The organism is Sandaracinobacter neustonicus (genome assembly GCF_006385875.1).
In the GTDB taxonomy this organism is placed as follows: domain Bacteria; phylum Pseudomonadota; class Alphaproteobacteria; order Sphingomonadales; family Sphingomonadaceae; genus Sandaracinobacteroides; species Sandaracinobacteroides neustonicus.
The window spans coordinates 64275-85523 of sequence record NZ_VFSU01000024.1; the positions used below are offsets into that span (position 1 = coordinate 64275).

Sequence of the window (21249 nt, forward strand, 5' to 3'; positions counted from 1 at the left end):
TTTTGACACCCGGTGACGAACTGATTTTCCTGCCTCTGGGCGGGTCCGGCGAGATTGGCATGAACGTCAATCTCTATGGCTGCCGTGGCAAGTGGATCATGTGCGACCTCGGGATGACGTTTGCCGACCCGTCTTTGCCCGGCGTGGACCTTGTGCTTCCGGACCTGCAGTTCATCGAGGAGCGGCGCGACGATCTGCTGGGCGTGATCCTGACGCACGGCCATGAAGATCATATCGGCGCCATCCCCTATCTGGCGGGCGAACTGGGCGTGCCGCTCTATGCCACCCCCTTCACCGCCGGCCTCATCCGCCGCAAGCTGGAGGAGGAAGGCATCGCCGACGATGTGAAGCTGAACATCATTCCCATGGGCGGCAGCTTCGATCTGGGGCCGTTCCGGATCGGCTATGTGGCGCTCGCCCATTCGATCCCCGAAGGCAATGCGCTGGTGATCGACACGCCTTATGGCCGCCTGTTCCACACCGGGGACTGGAAGCTGGACGCGAAGCCCATCTTGGGCGACCCGGCCTCCGCCGAAGAACTGACCGCCATCGGCGACAATGGCGGCAAAGGCACGCTGGCGCTGGTGGGGGACAGCACCAACGTCTTCAACGCCGAGCCATCGGGCAGTGAATCGCAGGTGTTCGACGGGCTGATGCAATTGGTGAAAAGCCGCAAGCGCGGCCGCGTCGTCGTCACCACCTTCGCCTCCAACGCCACGCGCATCCACACGCTGGGCGAAGTCGCCAAGGCGACCGGCCGCCGCCTCGTGGTGGCCGGGCGCTCGCTGGATCGCATCATCGCCGTCGCCCGCTCCACCGGTTACCTGCGCGATTTCCCCGAAACGCTCAGTCAGGATGCCGCAGGCGATGCCGCGCCGGAATCGCTGCTGATTGTGGTGACGGGCACGCAGGGCGAGCCGCAGGCCGCGCTCGCCAAGATCGCCGACGGCAACCACCCCTATATCAAGCTGCAGGCGGGTGACCTCGTCGTCTATTCCTCCAAGCAGATTCCCGGCAACGAACTGGCGATCGGCAAGGTGCAGAACGCGCTGGCCGCGCGCGGGATCGAGATCGTGGGGGACAGGCAGGCGCATGTCCATGTCTCGGGCCACCCCGGCCGCCCGGAGCTGGAGGCGATGTACAGCTGGATCAAGCCGAAGATTTCCGTGCCGGTGCATGGCGAGCGGCGGCACATGGAAGAACATGCCCGCCTCGCGCGCGGCTGGGGCGTGCCCGATGCCATCGTGCCGATGAACGGCTCCGTCATCCGCCTCGCGCCCGGCCGTCCGCAGGTGATCGGCCATGAACATCATGGCCGCCTCGTGCTGGACGGCGACGTGATCCTGCCCGCCGACGGCGCGACCATCGCCGCCCGGCGCAAGATGGCATGGTCCGGCCTGATGCTGGTGACGTTGGTGGTGGCCGGCAAGGGCAGGCTCGCCGCCGAGCCGCGCGTGATCGCCAAAGGCGTGCCGGTGGAGGAGGATGAGGAAGCCTTCCTCGCCGAAGCCGCCGATGCCGCTGCAGCGACCTTTAAAAAATATGGCATGGCAGACCGCCGCAGGCTGGAAGACGAAGTGAAAATCGCCGTCCGCCGCGTCGCCCGCCAGTGGACCGGCAAGAAGCCGCCCACCGAAGTGCAGATCATCAGCATCTGATTGCGCGCAGCCCCCTGATGCCCCGGATTCTGTAATGCCCTGGTATTCGGCCCTTGCCATCTACATGCTGTTCTGGGTGTTCACCCTGTTCCTCGTCCTGCCCTACGGCGTGCGCACCTCCCGCGAATTGGGCGAGGCGCAAGTGCCCGGGCAGGCCGACAGCGCGCCACACCAATTCTCCCTGCCGCGCAAGCTGCTGTGGACCACGCTGATCTCCGCCCTGTTCTTCGGCCTGTTCTGGCTGAACTGGAACACCGGATGGATCACCCGCGCCGATCTGGACGCCCTGCTGCCAAAATCCGGCCGCTCGCTGCCGCCGGTTTAGCCGCGGCGGGGGGAGGGGGCCGAGCGGGCAGGTTTTTTTGCCTCCGGCGGGCAGGGAAATGATTTCCCTGCACCCTCGAAATTCACGTCGCGGCTCAACTCCAGCGCCGTGCAGGTGATCAGATTCCATTGCCTGCGGCGCTACGCAGCTCTCTCCCCCTGCAAGGGGGAGAGATGGAGAGGGGGTGTCACCGGTTGGCCTGATCCACAAACCTCCCCACAAACCACCACCTCAAAAACCCACCGCCACCCCAACCCACCCCTCAACCCGCTCAGGCTGAGCTTGTCGAAGCCCCCAACGCAAAAGCGCAACGGTTCAGCCCCACTCACCCCACAAAGGGCTTCGACAAGCTCAGCCTGAGCGGAGTGGGGCCAGCCTGAGCGGGCGAAGGGATAACCGGGCCCACCCAAAAGCGCCGCAGGCGATAAACCAGCGCTCGTCACAACCCCAACCGTCACCCCGGACTTGATCCGGGGTCCCGCTGTTCTGCAGCAACGTCGGAGACGAAAGCGCAGCCCCAGATCAAGTCCTGGGCGACGAGTGGAGAGGCGGGTGGGACACCCCCCGAAGCGCCGCAGGCATTAAGCCTCCAACCTTGCGCCGAGCGGATGGCCCCCACCCCAACCCCTCCCCTCGAAGCGAAGCTGACGCGAAGCGTCAACGGGAGGGGCTAAGCAAAAAGTTCGGGGGTGCAGGGGAATCATTCCCCTGCCGGGGGAGTTTGAGGGGGCAGAGCCTCCTCAACTGCAACGTCGCCGAAGAACAGCTGGACCCCGGATCAAGTCCGGGGTGACGCGTGGAGGTCCGCTTACCCCTCCAGCGCTTCGCTCAGCGCCGCCGCCAGCCGCCCCTGCTCGGACCCGAGCAGGGCTGCCGCCAGCGCCGGGGCCTGCCCCTCGAACCGCTGCACGAGGGCGTCGAAGCTGCGCGTGTAATCCCGTGCGGCGCTGGCGAAACTGTCGTCCCGGGCGATCAGGTCTTTCAGCTCCTTCGCTTCGCGCTTGTCCAGCAGGGCGACGGCACGGCGGTTGAACAGGCCGCGCTCGCCCTTGCGCCATTGCGCCCAGTCCGCATCGTCCATCGGCTTTCCCAGCGCAGAGGCGATGGAGACGGAGGCGTCGGACAGCCGTTCCGTCAGCACGCCCGATGCCGCCAGCAGTTCGGCCTGCCGCGCCTCCTCGAACTGCACGACCCGGTCTGTCGAGCGTTCTTCCAGCAGCTTCAGCGTGTTGGCGAGTGCGGCCATGCTGGTGGCGGTGCGTTCTGCGGCGGATGCAGCAGCGGCTTCGGCTTCGCGCGCCTTTTCCGCGATGGGCTCGGCGAAGCTGCGGCGCATGGCGTCATCGGCCGCGTCAGACAGTGCTTCCTTCGCTTCAGACAGAACATTGTCCAGCATTTCGCGCATGGTGCCGGTGGTTTGCGTGGCAACATCGCGCACGCGGGCCATGGCGTCCACCAGACGGGTGGCGGCCGCGAGCGAAGTGTCGCGCGTCTGTTCCTCCACTTCGCCGATGAGGCGGCTGGCCTGCTGCAATTCGGCGACCAGTGCTTGTCCGGCAGCCTCGATCGCCTCGCGCTGGGCGGCATAGCCAAGGCTCGCGGCTTCCAGCGCGGCGCGGCTTTCGGCGATGGGGGCGGCCAGCGCCGCAGCCTTGCTGTGGGCCTTGTCGATGGCGCTGACCAACCCGTTCAGCTCGGCGGAAAGCGTTTCGGCGGCGCGCCCCGCGTCCACCGTGCGCGCGGGCAGGGTTTCGCCCAACACGTCCACCGTTTGCAGTGCGGTTTCGCGCAGGCTTTTCACGGCGGTTTCCAGCGATTGCGTGGCGGCCTGGCTGTCTTTCAGCGGCTCGGCGATGCGGCCCAGTTCGCCATTCACCCCCTGCACCCGCGACAACAGCCGCTCCAGCACTTGTCCCGAGGTATCCTGACTATGCTGCAAGCGGGCGTCCAGCAGCTTGAACGCCCGTTCCGCAGAGGCGGACAGGCTTTCCGTCAGCGCGCCCTGCGCCTTCAGCCGCCCTTCGATGGCTTCGGCCTGATTGCCGAGTTCGCGCAGCCGTTCGCCCAGTTGCGCGGTGGCGGCGGTGCCCATGGCGTCCAGCCGCTGATAGGCTTCGTTGATCTGCGCCGACATCGCCTCGCCCTGCTGGCGGGCGGCTTCGCGCTTGGCGGTCAGCGTGTTTTCCAGCAGCTCGAACAGGCTGTCGGCCTCGCTGCGGATGGCGCGCATACCCGCCTCGCTCTGGCTGCGGCCGCGGTCTGCCTGCGCTTCCAGCGTGGCGAGCGCCTGCGACAGCTGATCGGCGGATTGCGCGCCGCGTGCGCTCAGCGCGTCCAGCCCGTCTGCCACGGAGCGGGCTGCCTGTTGCGCCCGGTCTGCCTGCGCTTCCGCGACGGCCCCGGTTTCGCCCAGTGCCAGCCGCAGTCGTTCGGCGGCGGAGGCCGCCTGAGGCAGCACCGATTCGAGCACGCGGCTGGCTTCCAGCGCGCCGCTGGTGGCGGTGGTGAGATCCGACACGAGGCGCTGCGCCTCGCGTGAGCGGGATTCGAGCAGGTCTGCCGTGGAGGCGAGCAGGCCCAGATCCTTGTTCAGCGATTCCTTCAGCGCATCGATCCGCGCGGCCGCGCCGGACACGCGGGCTTCGGTTTCCTCCAGCGCATCGGACTTGTCGAGAACGGGGATATGTTCGCGGTTCTGCAGCGCAGAGGCCAGCGCATACATGGCGGCGATGGGCATCAGCAGGATGCCGACCTGCTGAACCGCTTCGGAAATGGTGTGCGGGCCGGTGCCATCGGCCGTCATTGCCCAGACGCCGAAGCCCAGCCACAGCAGGCTCAGCAGGCTCGCGATCACGAACGGAAGGCGGACGGTGGTGATTTCAGACATGGCCCCTCACTTTTTCGCCCCTCAATCCCGCACCGCAACATCGGTGCGCGTGGATTCCGCCTGCCTCAGCCGCGCGTTGGCGGCAAGCGCCAACAGGCTGAGACCTGCAATCTCCCACAGCCAATAGCAGATTGGCTCGCCGATCAGCAGCGCCAGCCAGATCACGATCACTCGCCCGTCGGCGCTGAGCGGCGACATCAGCCGCAGCGTCTCAGCCGCGCGCGGCTGCCACTGCTGCAGCATTGCCTGCCGCTGTTCGGGCGGCGTGGCGGCCAGTGCCTGATCGAACGGGCGGGTGCGGTTGGCCAGCAGCGCTTCTGCGCGGTTGTAGAAGCGTTCGAACGGCCCGCCGGTTTCCGGGCGGACCACCGCTTCGAACTGGCCGCGCAGGCGGCGCACATAGGTCGCGCGTTCGCCCTCATAGAATTGCGCCTGCAACGCATGCGCCACGCCCGCCGCCGCCGCCAGCCCTGTCGCCAGAAGCGGACGCGGATGGGTGAGCACAAGCGCCAGATAAGTGGCGACGAAGGCGGCATAATCCGCCAGCCCGTCCAGCAGCCGCCCGATGTCGCTGCTCTTGCCAGTGGCGCGCGCCAGCTGGCCGTCCAGCCCGTCCATCACCAGCCAGCAGAGCAGCAGCCCGAACCCGAGCGTGGCAAAGCGCGGATCGGCCCAGCGGGTGAAGGCCGCGCCCGCGCACAGGCCGAATCCAAGCCCGGCCAGCGTGACGAGATTCGGGTGCAGCCCCAGCCGGATCGCGCCGGGCAGCAGTGCGCGCGACAGGCGTGAATCAGCAAGCGATTGGGAATCGTCTCGATTTCGGGGGGGCGTGCGCCTGTCATCGCCGATCATCCTTCGCAAAAGCGGCGGCAGGCTGGCAAGCCCGCTGCTGTGCCATTAAGGACGTGGCCGATGGAATTTCTTGCGCTTGTGATGGTGGGCGAAAGCCTTGGCGGCTCCGAACCGGCGGGGTTGGGGCAGGTGGGCGGCATCAGCCTGCTGGAGCGGCAGTGCCGTATGGCGCTGAAGGCGGGGGCGGCGCAGCTTCTGCTCGTCGCGCCCGCGCTTCCGGCCGATCTGGGTGCGCGCCTGTCGGACGATGCGCGGATCGTGCGCCTGCCGACAGAGGCCGCGCTGGTCGAGGCGCTGGAGGACGAAGAGCGCCCCGTGCTGATGCTGGCCCCCGGCCTGCTGGCGGATGAGAGGCTGATCCCGACGCTGCTGAAAGGGCAGGCACCGCTGCTGGCGGTGTTCGAAGCCCCCCCGCCGTCGGCTGCGCAGCGGCTGGATGCCAACAGTCATTGGGCGGGCGCGGCCCTGCTGCCCGCTGCGCTGGTGCAGGATGTGGCGGCCGGGCTGGGCGACTGGGAGCTTTCCGGCACGCTGATCCGGGCGGCTTGCGAATCGGGCGCGGCGCGCGTGGCGGTGGAATCGATCCCGGCCTATGTCTCCAACCGGCGGCGGGACGTGCCGCTGATCTGGGCCATGCCGGAAACAGAGGCGGAGCGCGCCGCGGGCACGGATGTGCTGCTGGCCTCTGCGCAGAAGGGCTGCCTCGACTGGCCTGCGCGCTTCATTCACCCGCCGGTGGAAAATGCGCTGGTGCGGCTGCTGCTGAACACGCCGGTCACACCCAACATGATCACCATTGCGACCGGCGTGCTGGGGCTGGGTGCGATCTGGCTGTTCGCCACCGGGCATCTGTGGTGGGCGCTGGCGATCGTGCTGCTGGTGGGGCCGCTGGACGGGGTGGATGGCAAGCTGGCGCGCACCCGCCACGAATATTCCAGATGGGGCGATCTGGAGCATGTGCTGGACAAGGTTCTGGAATATGGCTGGATTCTGGCGCTGGGCTTCTGGTTTTCGAAAACGCACGGGCTGGCGGCATGGCTGGCGGCGGGCGGGATCATCATCTTCGCGCTGGCAGAGGCGCTTTCCGGCGAATTCTTCCGCCGCTTCACCGGTCAGCAACTGGATGACTGGGGGCCGTTCGAGCGCCGGTTCCGCCTGATCGGCGGGCGACGCAACACCTTTTTCTGGACGCTGCTGCCCTTCGCTGCCTTCGGTCTGTGGTGGCAGGGTTTCCTGATGATATTGGGCTATGCCGTGCTGACATTCGCCATTTCCCACTGGCGGTTGCTGAAGGCGATCGGGGATTATGGGCAACAGGTGAGCGACGAGGTGCGCGCGAATTTCGCCGGAACGTCCTATGATTTCTTGCCGAAGCAGCAGACGGGGGCTAGGTGAGCCCCTTCACATTGCAGATTGTTGACGCTTCGGCCCCTGGGGGGATGGTTCGAGCGCCTGAACAGAAGGACAGACAGGCCGAATGACGCCGATCAATGTCGCGATCGCGGGAGTTGGAAATTGCGCCAGCTCGCTGGTGCAGGGCATTGCCCATTATTCCAACGGCGGCGCCAACGAGGCCATCGGGCTGAGCCACTGGGATCTGGGCGGCTGGCGCCCGAAAGACCTGCGCGTGGTCGCCGCCTTCGACGTGGACCGCCGCAAGGTGGGCCGCGACGTGGCCGAGGCGATCTTTGCCAAGCCCAACTCCACCGCTGTTTTCTGCGACCATGTCGCCCCCACCGGTGCCATCGTGCAGATGGGCGCAGTGCTGGACGGCGTGGCCCCGCACATGCTGGAGGCGGCGGAGGACCGCAGCTTCCGCTTGTCTGACGCGGCTGAACCCAGCCTTGCGGACGTGGTGGAAAGCCTGAAGCGGGCAGACGCGCATGTGCTGATGAACTACCTGCCGGTGGGCAGCCAGAAGGCGACGGAATTCTATGCCGAAGCCGCGCTGAAGGCGGGCGTGGCGTTCGTGAACAACATTCCCGTGTTCATCGCCAGCAACCCTGCGTGGGCGAAGCGTTTTGCAGACGCGGGTGTGCCGCTGATCGGGGACGATATCAAGGCGCAGCTGGGCGCGACCATCGTGCACCGCACGCTGACGGAGCTGTTCGCCCGGCGCGGCGTGCGGCTGAAGCGCACCTATCAGCTGAACACCGGCGGCAACACGGATTTCCTGAACATGCTCTCGCACGAGCGGCTGGAATCGAAGAAGATTTCCAAGACGGAAGCGGTGCAGTCCGCCACCGACCGGCGGCTGGACGACGAGAATATCCATGTCGGCCCGTCTGACTATGTCGCATGGCAGAATGACAACAAGGTCTGCTTCCTGCGCATGGAGGGCGAGCTGTTCGGCGGCGTGCCGATGAACCTGGAGCTTCGTCTTTCGGTGGAGGACAGCCCCAATTCGGCGGGCGTCGCCATCGATCTGGTGCGCTGCGCGGCGCTGGCGCGGTCGCGCGGGCAGGGCGGCATCATCGAAGCGCCGGCAGCAGCCTTCTGCAAACACCCCCCGGTTCAGATTGAGGACGGCGCGGCGCATGAAGCGCTGGAGGCGTTCATCGCCGGGGCGGCGGGAACCCGACACTAAGCCGTCACGCGAACAGGGCAGGGGATGGCGATGAGCCATGATCATCCGGCCGGTCGTCATGCCGTCGTGCTTGCGGCGGGGGCAGGCTCGCGCATGTCTGACGTAGAGCCGGTGAAACCGCTGGCCGAAGTGCAGGGCCAGCCGCTGCTGCTGCATGTGCTGGCGTCTCTGGCGGCGGCCGGGGCGACGGGGGCAAGTGTGGTGACGGGCCATCGCGCGGCGGAGATCGAGGCGGTGTTGCCGCGTTCACCCATTCCCGCCGAGGCCGTTCGCAACCCGGACTGGGCGTCTGCCCCGAACGGCGTCTCCGTGCTGGCCGCGGCAGACAGCATCCGGCCGGGCAGCTTCCTATGCATGTCGGACCATCTGATCGATCCGCTGCTGGCGACGCGGCTGGTGGCGGAGGCCCGCGCGCCGCTGTCTCTGGCGGTGGACCGGCGGCTGGGCCATCCGTGGGTGGATGAAGCCGATGTCACGCGGGTGCGCACGGCGGGCCGGGCGATTCGGGCCATCGGCAAGCGGCTTTGCGTGTATGACGCTTATGACACCGGCCTGTTCCTGATCGGGCCGGAGCTGGTGGAAGCGCTGCGGCAGCAGAAATCCCCCTCCCTGTCTGACGGCGTGGCCGTTCTGGCGCGGCTGGGGCTTGCCGAGGCCATCGATATCGGCGACGCCCCATGGTTGGACGTGGACGACGCCCGGGCGCTGGAGCTGGCGCGCCGCAAATGGAGAATCTGATGCGTCGCTTGTTGGCCCTGATCTGCCTGTTGCTGGCTGCCCCGACGCTGGCCGCGCCGCTGGCCGCGCCCGGCGATGCACGGTTGCGCACCGATGTGGAGCTGCTGCGTGCGCATGGCTATATCGTCGGCCCGGTGGACGCATGGCCGCTGCCATGGGCGCAGATCGATCGCGGGATCGAACGGGCGCGCAGCGATCCCGCTTTGCCGCCGCACCTGCTGCTGGCGGTGAACCGCGTGGCCGCGCTATCCGATCATTACAATCAGCGCACCACCTACGAAGTGCGCGCATCCGTCACCAACGATGCCGCGCTGGTGCGCACCTTCGATCGCGTTGCGCGCAATCAGGGTGATGTCAGCGTGTCCGCCGCGCATGATCGTGGCGCGCTCTATGTGCAATGGGGCGCGACATGGCAGAGCGACGGCACCGACCGGCAAGAGGCGACGCAGCATAAGAACGGCTTTTCCCCCGATCCGACGCAGGTGGTGCTGACGGTGGGGCAGAATTGGGCGATCTACGGTGGCTGGATGGACAATTGGTGGGGGGCAGGACAGGACGGCGCGATGCTGTTCTCTACCAGCGCGCGACCCTTCCCGCGTGTGGGCTTCCGGCGGCTGGAGCCGTTCAGCATCGACGCGCCGGTGCTGCGCTGGCTGGGGCCGACGACCTTCGACATGTTCGTGGGCGTGGCCAATGAGGAGCGGGATTGGGACAATCCGGCGATGATCGGCATGCGGCTGGCCTTCCAGCCGACGCCATGGTTCGAGATCGGTCTGGTGCGTGGGCTGCAATTGTGCGGAAGCGGGCGGCCTTGTGACGCGCGAACCATTGCCAAGGCGCTGATCGGCTTCGGCGATTTCGACAACACCGGCACACTGGACGAGCCGGGCAACCAGCTGGCCGGGTTCGACATGAGCTATAAGCGGCCGATCGGCAAAACCGGGCAGATTCTAAAGCTGCACTTTTCCACCGTCGCCGAAGATGCCGACAATATCCTGATCGAGCAGTTTGGCCGCCAGATCGGCGCTGGCATTTCCGGCCCGGTGGGCGAGAAGGGCGCGCTGCTGGATGCGGGCTTTGAATATGTGGACAGTCAGGCTGCCAAGTTCTTGGGCCGGCTGATGGGCGGCAAGGCCTATCCCGGGTCGCTCTACAACAATTTCATCTATTATGACGGCTGGACCTATGGCCGCCGCCCGGTGGGCCATTCGCTGGACGGGGATGCGCGCGGCATGACGGTGCATTGGGCGCTGACAGACCCGAAGAACCGCCGCTGGAACCTCTCTGCCCGGCACATCATCCTGAACCTGCACAGTTATGAAGCATATCGCATCTCGCGCAACCGCGAGGAAATCGTGCAGGTGGAAGGCGGGGTGAACTGGCCGACGAAGCTGGGCGATGTGAAGGCGTCTGCCCGGCTGCAGAAGAACGGCCCGAACACGCCCGATTATGACCCGACATGGGTGCAGGGCGAGTTGAGCTGGACGACGCGTTTCTGAACAGGATTGCGGTGGCGCGGCCATCTGGCTACAGCCCGCGCATGGGCGATGTTTCCCTTTCGTTCCCGCTTTTGCAGCTCGGCGACAGCCGCTTCCGGGCGCTGCCCTGCGGCGCGCTGTTCTGGGAAGAGGAGCAGATGCTGCTGGTGGCGGACCTACATCTGGAGAAGGGCTCTGCCTTCGCCGCGAAGGGCTGGCTGCTGCCCCCGCATGACAGCCAGGATACGTTGCAGCGGCTGCTGACGGCGGTGCGCCGCACGGGCGCGCGGCGGGTGGCCGCGCTGGGGGACAGTTTCCACGATCAACGCGGTGCGGGCCGTCTGCCGGGACCGGCGCGCGAGCTGCTGAGCCAACTGTTCGAAGCGGCGGACTGGCTGTGGATCACCGGCAATCATGATGGGGACAGCGGGGCAGGGCTGGGCGGCACGGCGGAGGTGGAGTTGCAACTGCGCGGCATCTGGCTGCGGCATGAGGCGGAACCGGGCTGCACCGCGCCGGAGATCAGCGGCCATTTCCACCCCAAGGTGCGGGTGCCGTTGCGCGGGGGGCGGCAGGTCGCGCGTCGTTGCATGGCGCGCGCCGGGGATCGGCTGGTGCTTCCGGCCTATGGGGCCTATGCGGGCGGCCTGTTCGTGGATGACCCGGCCTTTGTGCAGGCGCTGGGCCGCGCGCCCGATGCACTGGTGGCGCTGGAGCAGGGCTTTGTGCAGGTGAATGCCGCGAAAGGGGAGATGGTTGAATGAGCTGGTTTCCGAAGCCTGAAGCGCGGATTTTCTGTGCAGCGGTGAATTACGCCGCCCACCGCGACGAGATGGGGCGCGGCGAAAGCGGCCCGAACCCCATGCTGTTCATGCGCACGCCTTTCTCTCTGGTGCGCGCGGGCGAGCCGCTGCTGCTGCCCCCGGAATCCGAGCGCTTCGATTATGAAGGCGAGCTGGCGCTGGTGATCGGCAAGCCCGGCCGGAGGATTTCGCGCGAAGCGGCGCTGTCGCATGTGGCGGGGTGGACGCCGTTTCTGGATGGCTCCATCCGGGACTGGCAGCGGCACACCGCCCAGTTCACGCCGGGGAAGAATTTCGATTCGTCCGGCTCGATCGGGCCGGAGCTGATCCCGGCCGACGCGTTTGGCGATTACAAGTCGCACAGCCTCACCACCCGGCTGAACGGCGAGGTGCTGCAGCACACCGCCATTTCGCTGATGCTGTTCGATGCCGAAACGCTGATCCATTATATCTCCACCTTCACCGAGCTTCGCGAGGGCGACATCATCGCCACCGGCACCTGCGGCGGAGTGGGCGAAAAGCGCGATCCGCAGCGCTGGATGCGGCCCGGCGATGTGGTGGAAGTGGAGGTTTCCGGTATCCCGGTGCTCCGCAACCCGGTGGTGGCGGAAGTCTGATTCATCTGCGATTCAGGCTGAGATGCGAGGGTCTGCGCTTATGATGGTCCGCCTGTTCTCCGCCCTGCTGATCGCAGCAGCCCCCGCCGCAGCGCTCGCGCAGGCCGAAGCGCCTGCGCCTGTCCCTGCGCCGCCGCCCAGCGACGGCAGCTTCAAGGGCGATGCGCAGGCCGCCGCCTATGAGATCGGCGAGATCACGGCCGCGGCAGACGGCGCGTTCGGCGAGGCCACCGAAGGGGTGGCGATGGTGGTCCAGAAGGTGTTCGCCGATCTGGGCAAGCCCACCGCCTATATCGTTGGCCGCGAAGGCAGCGGCGCCTTCATCGTCGGCCTGCGCTATGGCAGTGGCAAGCTGTTCTCCAAGATCGAGGGCGAGCGGCCGGTTTACTGGACCGGTCCGTCCGTCGGCCCGGATGTCGGCGGCGACGCCTCGCGCAGCTTTGTGCTGGTCTACAATCTGCACGACAGCGAGGAGCTGTATCAGCGCTTCCCGGCGGTGGAGGGCAAGGCCTATCTGATCGGCGGCGTCTCCGCCAATTACCACCAGCGCGGCAATATCATCCTTGTGCCGATCCGGCTGGGCGCGGGCTGGCGGCTGGGCGCGAACGTCGGTTATCTGAAATACACCAAGGGCGGCAGCGTAATTCCCTTCTGAGCCGCATCCATGGCACTCGACGCGCCGCCTGAACGCCCTTAAAGCCGCCGATGGCCATGCTTCGCCGAACCTCCCTTCCCGCGTCTGTTCTGGCGCTGCTGCTCGCGTCTGCCGCTTATGCGCAGGAGCCGGGGCCGCCGTCTGCCGCGCCCGCGCTGGCGACGCCGATGGTGGAGTTTCAGGCGGACACGCTCTCTTACGATGAAAATCTGGATGTCATCACCGCTGAGGGCAATGTCGCCGTGCAGCGCGACGGGCAGCGGCTGACGGCGGACACGGTCGTCTATAACCGCAAGCTCGGCACGGTGTCCGCCAGCGGCAATGTCCGGGTGGACAGCGGCGACGGCACTGTCGCCGTGGCGGACGGTTTCGAACTGACGGAAACCCTGCGCGATGGCGCGGTGGACAATGTGCTGTTGATTCTGGCCGATGGCAGCCGCCTCGCCGCGAAAGACGGCAAGCGGGAAAACGGCCTCTCCACGCTGAACCGGGCGGCCTATTCGCCCTGCGCCGTGGTGGATGATGCGGGCTGTCCCACCCGGCCGGTGTGGCAGCTGAAGGCGGTGAAGGTGGTGCATGATCCGGCGCGGGGCCGGGTGTTCTACACCGGCGCGCGGCTGGAGATGTTCGGCGTGCCGGTGATGGCGCTGCCGCGCCTCTCGCATCCGGACGGGTTCGATCGCAACCAGTCGGGCCTGCTCTCGCCGGACGTGCGCTATACCCGCGAACTTGGCGGCGAACTGCGCATCCCCTATTACTGGTCCATCGCGCCGGGCAAGGATTTCACCGCAACCACCCATGTCTACACCAATGTGGTGCCCATGGTGGAGGCGCAGTATCGCCAGCTGTTCGCGGGCGGGCCGATCCAGATCGGCGTGATGGGCACCTATGCCAAGGGCGAGGCGGAGGATTCGCAAACCGGCGAGATCGTCACCACCGGCGCGCGCTTCCGCGGGGCGTTCGATGCGCGCGGGCAGATCGAACATGGCGACGGCTGGCGCTCCAGCTTTTCCAGCCGCCTCACCAACGACGATAACTTCCTCGGCCGCTATCAGGTAAGCTTGGATTCCCGCCTGCGCACCACTTACGCGCTGGAGCGGTTCGAGCCGAACCGGTATTTCTCGGTGCGCGGCTGGGCCTTCCAGGATCTGACGAGCGGGGTGGACGGCAAGCTGTCTCCGTTCGTGCTGCCGCTGGTGGATTTCATGTGGCGACTGCCGGATAAAACCCCGCTGGGCGGCTCGGTGCTGCTACAGGCGAACAGCCTTGGCCTCTATCGGCGGGAAGGGCAGTCCATGGCGCGAGCGCTGGCGTCCGCGCAATGGGACCGCAGCCTGCTCACGCCGCTGGGCCAGCGCATCACCTTCACCGGGCTGGTGCGCGGCGATGTGTATACCTCCAGCGACAGCAGCGAGGCCGATATCGCCTTCTACGCCGGGCGCGATGGCTGGAAGGCGCGGCTGATCCCGCTGGCGGCGGTGGATATGGAATGGCCGTTCGCAGGCCCCTTCTTTGGCGGCACGCAAACACTCTCACCCCGGCTGCAGTTCGTCGCCTCCACCGCCACCGCGAACGAGAGTATCCCCAACGAGGACAGCCGCGCCGTCGATCTGGAGGAATCCAATCTGTTCGCGTTGAACCGCTTCCCCGGCTACGACCGGTGGGAGGGCGGCGCGCGCATGACCTATGGCGTGGACTGGCGCTGGCAAAAGCCCGGAATCGCGGTGCAGGCGCAGGTCGGCCAAAGCTACCGGCTGGACGACAAGGACAATCTGTTCCCCGAAGGAACCGGCCTTGCCGGCCGCGTCTCGGATGTGGTGGGCCGCGCCTCTGTGCGGATCGGCCGCTATGTGGAGGTGACGCAGCGCCTGCGGCTGGACAAAGACAGCCTTGCCATTCGCCGCAACGAGACGGACCTGGCGATCGGCAGTCGCCGCTCCTTCCTGTCTGTCGGCTATCTGAAATACAACCGCAACATCGCGCTGGAGGATCTGCCCGATCACGAGGAAGTGCGGGCGGGCGCGCGCGTGGCCTTCGGCAAATATTGGGCGGTTTTCGGCTCCACCGTGATCGACCTCACCTCGACCGCCGAAGACCCGTTGACCACGAACGACGGCTGGCAGCCGATCCGCGCCCGGCTGGGCGTGAGCTATACCGACGAATGTTTCGATTTCGGCCTGACGTGGAAGCGCAACTATATCGACAACCCCAATGCGCGGCAGGGCGACACCATCCTGTTCACGCTGGCGCTGCGAAATCTGGGTTAGCGTGCATTTCGGGCGTGTCATCGCCGGTTCAGGCAGGATGCCTTATGTGCTGGCGCCGGAATGGCCGCTCGTCTATGCGGGCGGCTTGAGGGATTGTTTGCACAGGATCGTCCGGCCCGAATGACGACTTTTCAGAAATATTGCCGCCGCGGCGTTGCAGTGGCGGTGCTGGCTGCGGTTCCGCTGGCCTCCAACGCTCAGCAGGTGACGGGTGGCGGGCAGACCGCCTCTCAGCGCCATGCCGCCGCCGCCGCTCTGCAACTGCCCGACATCACAGTGTTCGGCACCTTCGATCCCAACGTCCGCAAGGCAACCGCGATCGTGAACGGCGACATCATCACCGATACCGATGTCGATCACCGGCTGGCGCTCGTGATGATCGCCAACAGCGGCAATGTCTCCCACGAGGAAAAGGAAGTGCTGCGCCTGCAGGTGCTGCGCAACCTGATCGACGAAAAGCTGCAGATTCAGGAAGCCGCACAGAATGAAGTGAAGGTGCCTGAAGAGGAAGTGGAGCAGGCCTATTCGCGCGTGGCGGCGAACTTCCGCCAGTCGAAAGAGGCGTTCGAGGTCTTCCTGCGCGAAAACGGCTCCTCGCCGGCGTCCATCAAGCAGCAGATTCGCGCGGAAATCACATGGAACCGTCTGCTCAGGCGCAAGGTGGAACCGTTCATCAACGTCGGCGACGATGAAGTCCAGGCGGTGATCCGCAAGCTGGAGGAAGCCAAGGGCAAGGACGAGTTCCGTGTTGGCGAAATCTTCCTGTCGGCCACGCCGGAAACGCAGGGGCAGGCAATGGCCGATGCCGCGCGCATTGTGGAGCAGGTGCGCAACGGCGCAAGCTTCGTCGCCTATGCCCGGCAATTCTCCGAAGCCTCCAGCGCCGCACTGGGCGGCGATCTGGGCTGGGTGCGGGCCGAACAGCTGTCGCCAGCGTTGCAGGGGATCGTCACGGCGCTGCCGCGCGGCGGCGTCTCCGATCCGGTGCCGGTGCCGGGCGGGGTTACGGTGATCGCGCTGGTGGATAAACGGCAGGTTCTGTCTGCCGATCCGTCTGCCGCGATCCTCAGCCTGAAGCAGATGACGCTGCCGCTGCCGGACAACATCACCGAGGCAGAGGCGCGCAAGCTGGCCGCCAATATGCAGGAAAAAACCCGCAATATGGGCGGCTGCGGCAAGGCCGATGAAGTGGCGCGCTCCATCGGCGCGGCGATTGTCTCCAACGATCAGCTGCGCATGGGCGATCTGCCGCAGCAGTTGCAGCAGATTCTGGGGCAGATGCCGATCGGCGCGGCGACACCGCCCTTCGGCTCAGCTCAGGACGGCCTGCGCGTGCTGGTGCTGTGCGGGCGCGATGATCCGCCGGCCAATGCGAATGTGCCCAGCTTCGATCAGGTTTACGGGCAACTGAACGACACCCGCGTGAACAGCGCGGCCCGCCGCTACCTGAGAGATCTCAGGCGCGACGCCGTCATCGACTACCGCTGACATGATCGCCCCCGCCGAAAGTGGCGCTGCTCCGGAGATCGCTCCCGCAGCGCCGCCTGCCGTTTCGCCGTTGGCGGTGTCGCTGGGCGATCCGGCCGGAATCGGCCCTGAGGTGATCGCCAAGGCGTGGGCGGTTCGGTCAGCGCACCGGCTTCCGCCCTTTTTCGGCATCGGCGACAGGCGCAGCCTTGAGGCCGTGTGGGACGGGCCGATCATCCCCATCGCCCATCCGGCGGATGCCATGGCGGAGTTCGAGCGCGGCCTGCCGCTGTTGCAGGTGGACGATCCGGGCGAGATCGAGCCGGGCAACCCCAATCTGGCAGGCGCGCGCTGCGCGCTCGATTCGCTGGAGATGGCGGTGGGGCTGGCGCGATCCGGCGCGGTTTCGGGGCTGGTGACCGGCCCGGTGGCGAAGGCGCAGCTCTATGCCATCGGCTTCGCGCATCCGGGGCAGACGGAATTCGTGGCCGAACGCTGCGGCGTGGCTGCGGAAAATGTGGCGATGATGATGGTGGGGCCGGATCTGCGCACCATTCCCGTCACCATTCACCGTCCGCTGGCCAGCGTGCCGGACGTGCTGACGGCGGAGCTGATCATCTCCCGCGCGCGCACGGTGGCGCGAGGGCTGATCCGCGATTTCGGCATCGCGAAACCGCGCCTCGCGGTGGCCGGGCTGAACCCGCATGCGGGGGAGGGCGGCACCATGGGGCGGGAGGAAATCGACATCATCCTGCCCGCCATCGCCCAGCTGCGCGAGGAAGGGCTGGAGGTATCCGGCCCATGGTCCCCCGATACGATGTTCCATGCCGCCGCCCGCGCCGATTATGATGCGGCCATCTGCATGTATCATGATCAGGCGCTGATCCCCTTGAAAACCTTGTATTTCGATAGCGGCGTGAACATGACCTTGGGGCTGCCGTTGCTGCGCACCTCGCCCGATCATGGCACGGCCTTTGGCATTGCGGGGAAGGGCGCGGCAAACCCGCGCGCGATGATCGCGGCCATCGCGCTGGCCGGGCAATGCGCCCGCGCCCGCCAGCTGGAAGGCGCAGCTTGAGCCAAGCGATCGCGGAGCGGATCGCGGCACTGCCGCCGCTTCGCGACGAGATCGCGGCTGCAGGCCTCAGGGCGGACAAGGCGCTGGGGCAGAATTTCCTGCTGGATCTGAACCTGCTGGATCGCATCGTCCGCTCCATCGGCTTGCAACCCGGAGACCGGGTGTTCGAAGTCGGCCCCGGGCCGGGCGGGCTGACGCGGGCGCTGCTGAAAACCGGCGCTCAGGTGATCGCGGTGGAGCGGGACGCGCGGGCGCTGCCGATATTGCAGCGGCTGGCTGCCGCCAGCGACGGCGCGCTGACGCTGATTCACGGCGACGCCATGGCAGTTAACGCGCGCGAACTGGCAGGGGAGGGCGCGCATATCGCCGCGAACCTGCCCTATAATATCGGCACCCCGCTGCTCACGGGTTGGCTCACCCAAACTCCATGGCCCGGCTGGTGGCGCTCCGCGACCTTGATGTTCCAGAAGGAAGTGGCGGACCGCATCGTCGCGGCCCCCGGCACCGGCGCTTATGGGCGGCTGTCTGTGCTGGCGCAGCACCGGGCGCAGGTGGCGATTGAAACCATCCTGCCCGCACGCGCCTTCACCCCGCCGCCCAAGGTGGACAGCGCCGTTGTCCGGCTGGTTCCGAAGCCTGCGCCAGAGGATGTGCCGGTGGCGCTGCTGGAACGGGTGACGGCGGCGGCCTTCGGGCAGCGGCGCAAGATGCTACGGCAAAGCCTGAAGGGGTTGCCGGGCGGGCTGGAGGCGCTGGCCGCGCTGGGGATCGATTCAACCCGTCGCGCCGAAACGCTCTCCGTCAACGAGTTTGTCGCGCTCGCACGGGTGCTACACTCAAGCCCTGCAGATAGTTGAGCTCGATGCGCACCGGCGTCACCCCGTCCACGGCGATGGCCACGGCCGCCACCTTCGGCTTCCCCAGTCCCAGCTTCGGGTTGCGGGAAAAGCCCACGCCATCGCGGAACGGGCTGAGTTTGCCGTTGAGATCCCGATCATGAAGCGCAGTGATGATCAGTTGCCCGGCGGCGGGAACCGGCGCACACACCGTCATCTCTCCTTCGGGCGTCAGCGGCACATCGATGCGCTGCACATAGCGGGCGGGGGCAAGGAAATCCGCCTCGTTCGCCGGGTAGATGGCGATTCGAAGCTGGCCTTCGCGATCCTTGAAGCCATGCACCGTGACCAGCGCGGCGTTTCCGGCTGCACCGGGTTCGCAGGCGGCGGGGGTTCCGAAGATGGCGGCGGCGGCAAGTGCGGCAAGAACGGACATGCCCCGCGGCTAGCCCGGATCGCCCGTTTGCGGAAGCGGCCCCATTTCCTGAAGCGGCATTGGCTTGCAGGCAAAGCTGCTGCTAAGGGCGCTGCACAATGCTGAACGCGGTCGACCGCTATCTGTTCCGGCTCATCATCGTGCCCCTTGTCGGCACGCTGGTGATCGCGGCCATGCTGCTCCTTCTGGAGAAGATGCTGAACCTGTTCGATTTCGTGGTGAACGAAGGCGGGCCGGTCTCTGTCGTGTGGCGGATGCTGGGCAATCTGATCCCGGAATATCTCTCGCTCGGCATCCCCATCGGCGTCACGCTGGGCATCCTGCTGGGCTTCCGCCGACTCGCGCTGTCATCCGAACTGGATGCGCTGAACTCGGTTGGGGTGGGCTATGGGCGGATGCTGCGGGTGCCCTATATTCTGGCGGCGGTGTTCGCGCTGCTGAATTTCGGCATCGTCGGCTTCCTGCAACCGTACTCCCGCTATGCCTATGAAGGGCTGCGCTTCGAACTGCGCTCGGGCGCGCTCGGGGCCTCCATCAAGGTGGGCGAATTCACCCGCATCGCCGAACGCACCACGCTGCGCGTGGAACAGAGCTTCGATCAGGGCGCGGACCTGCGCGGCGTGTTCGTGCGCGCGGCGCAGGCCGATGGTCGCTCGCTGGCAGTCTCTGCCGCGCGCGGCCAGTTCCTGATCACCGACGATCCGGACATCATCATCCTGCGGCTGAAAACCGGCACGCTGGTGCATGATGCGCCCAACACGCCGACGCCGCGCGTGCTGACCTTCGTGCAGCATGATCTGCCGGTGAACCTGCCGGCGATGGAGAATTTCCGCTCCCGCGGGCTGGAGAATCTGGAAAGCACGGTGCCCGAACTGTGGGCGAAGATGCGCGATCCCGGCGTGTCTGCGGATGATCGCCGCAAGGCCTCTGCCACCTTCCACCGCCGTACGGTGCAGTGGGTGGTGATGTTCGTGCTGCCGCTGCTGGCGGTGGCGCTGGCGGTGCCGCCCAAGCGCTCCACCTCTGCAATCGGGGTGTTCCTGTCTGTGGTGATATTGGTGACCTACCACAAGATTTCCGAATATGGCGAACGCATGGGGGCCATCGGCCGCATCGATCCGATGCTGGCGCAATGGATTCCGTTCGCGCTGTTCACGGCGCTGAGCGTCTGGTTCTATCATGTGCTGGCGCACAAGCCCGGCGGCCAGCCCATTGGCGCGCTGGACCGACTGTTCAAGAAAATCGGCGGTTTGTTCAAGGGGTTGCGCAAGCCTGCCGCGAAGATCGGGCTGGTGCCGGATGAACCCGAACCGCAGGCGCAGCCCTGATGTTCAGCCGGATGTTCCCCTCCCGCACGCTGGCGCTCTACACGGCGCGGATGTTCCTGATGCGCACCTTCGCCTTTCTGGCGGGGCTGGCGCTGATCCTGATGACGCTGGATCTGCTGGGCGAATCCGCCCGCATTCTGGCTGTGCCCGGCAATGGCGAGGCGGAGCTGTGGAAATATGTGAGCATCCGTATGCCGCAGATCATAGCCCTGTTCCTGCCCTTTTCCGTGCTGCTGGCGACGCTGCTGACCTTCATGACGCTGAACCAGAACAGCGAAATCACCATCTTCAAGGCTGCCGGGATCAGCGCGCACCAGATTCTGGCCCCGCTGATGGTGGCGGGCCTTGGCATCGCCGCGCTGAATTTCGCCTTCAACGAGCGGGTGCTGGTGCGCGCCAACGCCGAATATGATCGCTGGAAGGCGAATGAATATCGCCCGCTGGCACCGGAAACCCGCCACAACCGTGAAGTGTGGGTGCGTGCCGGAGACGATCTGTGGCACGCCGCCAGTGCGACGGGGCAGGGGACCGCCACCCTGCTGAAGGATGTGACCGTCTATAACCGGGAGGCGGATCAGCTGGTGGAGATCATCCGCGCGGAAGAAGCGACGCCCAATGATCGCGGCTGGACCCTGAACATGGTGCGCCGCTTCGATGTGCAGACGGGGCGGCTGCAGACCCTGCCGCAACAGACGATCATTTCGCCCGCCACGCCGCAGCAGTTCACCACGCAAGGGGTGAATGCGGATCATCTGCCGATGTGGGAGCTGGTGCCCGCGATCGCTGCGCTGAAAGAGGCGGGGAAGCCGACGGACCAACTCGTCGCCAAGCTGAATCACAAGATTTCCGGCCCGCTGTCGGCCGTGCTGATGCCGCTGCTGGGGGCCGTGGCGGCCTTCGGGTTGGCGCGGTCGGGCAAGCTGTTCATCCGCGCGGTGGCGGGGCTTGCGCTGGGCTTCGCCTTCTTCGTGGCAGACAATTTCGCCATGGCGATGGCGGATTTCGGCACCTATCCGCCATGGGCGGCGGCATGGGCCCCCTTCATGCTGTTCCTGCTGGTGGGCGAAAGCGTGCTGATCCGCACGGAGGAATAACCGGGAAACAGCCGGGCGGGTGACGGCAACGGCCTGTCGTATGGACGGATTGTCTCACCCCATCCTGCGCCTTGCTTCGGCCACAGCCGGTCCCACATTTGCCGCAATGGCTTCCTAGATGCAGAATCCAAGTCCACACTCGG

18 protein-coding genes are annotated in these 21249 nt (G+C 66.5%); 15 read left to right on the forward strand and 3 right to left on the reverse strand.

The features are described 5' to 3' along the window. Positions 1-2: 2 nt before the first annotated feature. Positions 3-1658, forward strand: coding sequence for a ribonuclease J (locus FJQ54_RS09030; RefSeq protein ID WP_140928095.1), 1656 nt, complete (start codon positions 3-5; stop codon positions 1656-1658). 34 nt (positions 1659-1692) lie between these two features. Beyond that, positions 1693-1983, forward strand: coding sequence for a DUF1467 family protein (locus FJQ54_RS09035; RefSeq protein WP_140928096.1), 291 nt, complete (start codon positions 1693-1695; stop codon positions 1981-1983). Positions 1984-2791: 808 nt separating this feature from the next. Here FJQ54_RS09035 and FJQ54_RS09040 read toward each other — a convergent pair. Continuing rightward, a complete protein-coding gene (locus tag FJQ54_RS09040) occupies positions 2792-4870 on the reverse strand; it encodes a coiled-coil domain-containing protein (protein ID WP_140928097.1) in 2079 nt (692 codons plus the stop codon). 21 nt (positions 4871-4891) lie between these two features. Beyond that, positions 4892-5722 carry a CDP-alcohol phosphatidyltransferase family protein gene (locus FJQ54_RS09045; RefSeq protein ID WP_140928098.1) on the reverse strand — a complete coding sequence of 277 codons (831 nt, stop codon included), beginning with the start codon at positions 5720-5722 and terminating at the stop codon, positions 4892-4894. A gap of 60 nt (positions 5723-5782) precedes the next feature. Here FJQ54_RS09045 and FJQ54_RS09050 point away from each other — a divergent pair, with 60 nt between their 5' ends. From FJQ54_RS09050 to rsmA, 11 genes are all read left to right on the forward strand, one after another. Beyond that, positions 5783-7117: a CDP-alcohol phosphatidyltransferase family protein gene (locus FJQ54_RS09050; protein WP_140928099.1), complete on the forward strand. Its 1335-nt coding sequence runs from the start codon at positions 5783-5785 to the stop codon at positions 7115-7117. A gap of 82 nt (positions 7118-7199) precedes the next feature. Further along, positions 7200-8309 carry an inositol-3-phosphate synthase gene (locus tag FJQ54_RS09055; protein WP_140928100.1) on the forward strand — a complete coding sequence of 370 codons (1110 nt, stop codon included), beginning with the start codon at positions 7200-7202 and terminating at the stop codon, positions 8307-8309. A 30-nt stretch (positions 8310-8339) separates the two neighbouring features. Then, positions 8340-9047 (forward strand): phosphocholine cytidylyltransferase family protein, encoded by a 708-nt coding sequence (locus tag FJQ54_RS09060; RefSeq protein ID WP_181160071.1) that lies wholly within the window; start codon positions 8340-8342, stop codon positions 9045-9047. Next, positions 9047-10546, forward strand: coding sequence for a capsule assembly Wzi family protein (locus FJQ54_RS09065; RefSeq protein WP_181160072.1), 1500 nt, complete (start codon positions 9047-9049; stop codon positions 10544-10546). Before FJQ54_RS09060 ends, FJQ54_RS09065 begins: the two co-directional genes overlap by 1 nt. A gap of 41 nt (positions 10547-10587) precedes the next feature. Continuing rightward, positions 10588-11289 (forward strand): ligase-associated DNA damage response endonuclease PdeM, encoded by a 702-nt coding sequence (pdeM, locus tag FJQ54_RS09070; protein WP_140928103.1) that lies wholly within the window; start codon positions 10588-10590, stop codon positions 11287-11289. After that, positions 11286-11945, forward strand: a complete 660-nt coding sequence (locus tag FJQ54_RS09075; RefSeq protein ID WP_140928104.1) for a fumarylacetoacetate hydrolase family protein — start codon at positions 11286-11288, stop codon at positions 11943-11945. Before pdeM ends, FJQ54_RS09075 begins: the two co-directional genes overlap by 4 nt. Before the next feature lie 40 nt (positions 11946-11985). Beyond that, on the forward strand, positions 11986-12600 hold the full coding sequence (locus FJQ54_RS09080; protein WP_235890379.1) for a DUF1134 domain-containing protein: 615 nt from the start codon (positions 11986-11988) through the stop codon (positions 12598-12600). A gap of 50 nt (positions 12601-12650) precedes the next feature. Next, complete coding sequence (locus tag FJQ54_RS09085) at positions 12651-14867, forward strand: LPS-assembly protein LptD (protein ID WP_140928105.1); 2217 nt, start codon at positions 12651-12653, stop codon at positions 14865-14867. A gap of 120 nt (positions 14868-14987) precedes the next feature. Further along, positions 14988-16355, forward strand: a complete 1368-nt coding sequence (locus FJQ54_RS09090) for a peptidylprolyl isomerase (protein WP_140928106.1) — start codon at positions 14988-14990, stop codon at positions 16353-16355. Between the two features lies 1 nt (position 16356). Continuing rightward, complete coding sequence (pdxA, locus tag FJQ54_RS09095) at positions 16357-17412, forward strand: 4-hydroxythreonine-4-phosphate dehydrogenase PdxA (RefSeq protein WP_140928107.1); 1056 nt, start codon at positions 16357-16359, stop codon at positions 17410-17412. After that, on the forward strand, positions 17409-18269 hold the full coding sequence (rsmA, locus tag FJQ54_RS09100; protein WP_235890380.1) for a 16S rRNA (adenine(1518)-N(6)/adenine(1519)-N(6))-dimethyltransferase RsmA: 861 nt from the start codon (positions 17409-17411) through the stop codon (positions 18267-18269). The genes pdxA and rsmA overlap by 4 nt, the downstream gene beginning before the upstream one ends. On the opposite strand, the gene FJQ54_RS09105 is transcribed toward rsmA, so the two are convergent. Next, complete coding sequence (locus FJQ54_RS09105) at positions 18214-18684, reverse strand: DUF2141 domain-containing protein (RefSeq protein WP_140928109.1); 471 nt, start codon at positions 18682-18684, stop codon at positions 18214-18216. The two genes, rsmA and FJQ54_RS09105, sit on opposite strands and share 56 nt — an antisense overlap. 98 nt (positions 18685-18782) lie before the next feature. Between FJQ54_RS09105 and FJQ54_RS09110 the strand changes: the two genes are divergently transcribed. Together FJQ54_RS09110 and lptG are read left to right on the forward strand one after the other, a co-directional pair. Beyond that, positions 18783-20012 carry an LptF/LptG family permease gene (locus FJQ54_RS09110; protein WP_140928110.1) on the forward strand — a complete coding sequence of 410 codons (1230 nt, stop codon included), beginning with the start codon at positions 18783-18785 and terminating at the stop codon, positions 20010-20012. Next, complete coding sequence (gene lptG, locus FJQ54_RS09115; RefSeq protein ID WP_140928111.1) at positions 20012-21106, forward strand: LPS export ABC transporter permease LptG; 1095 nt, start codon at positions 20012-20014, stop codon at positions 21104-21106. Before FJQ54_RS09110 ends, lptG begins: the two co-directional genes overlap by 1 nt. Positions 21107-21249 lie beyond the last annotated feature (143 nt).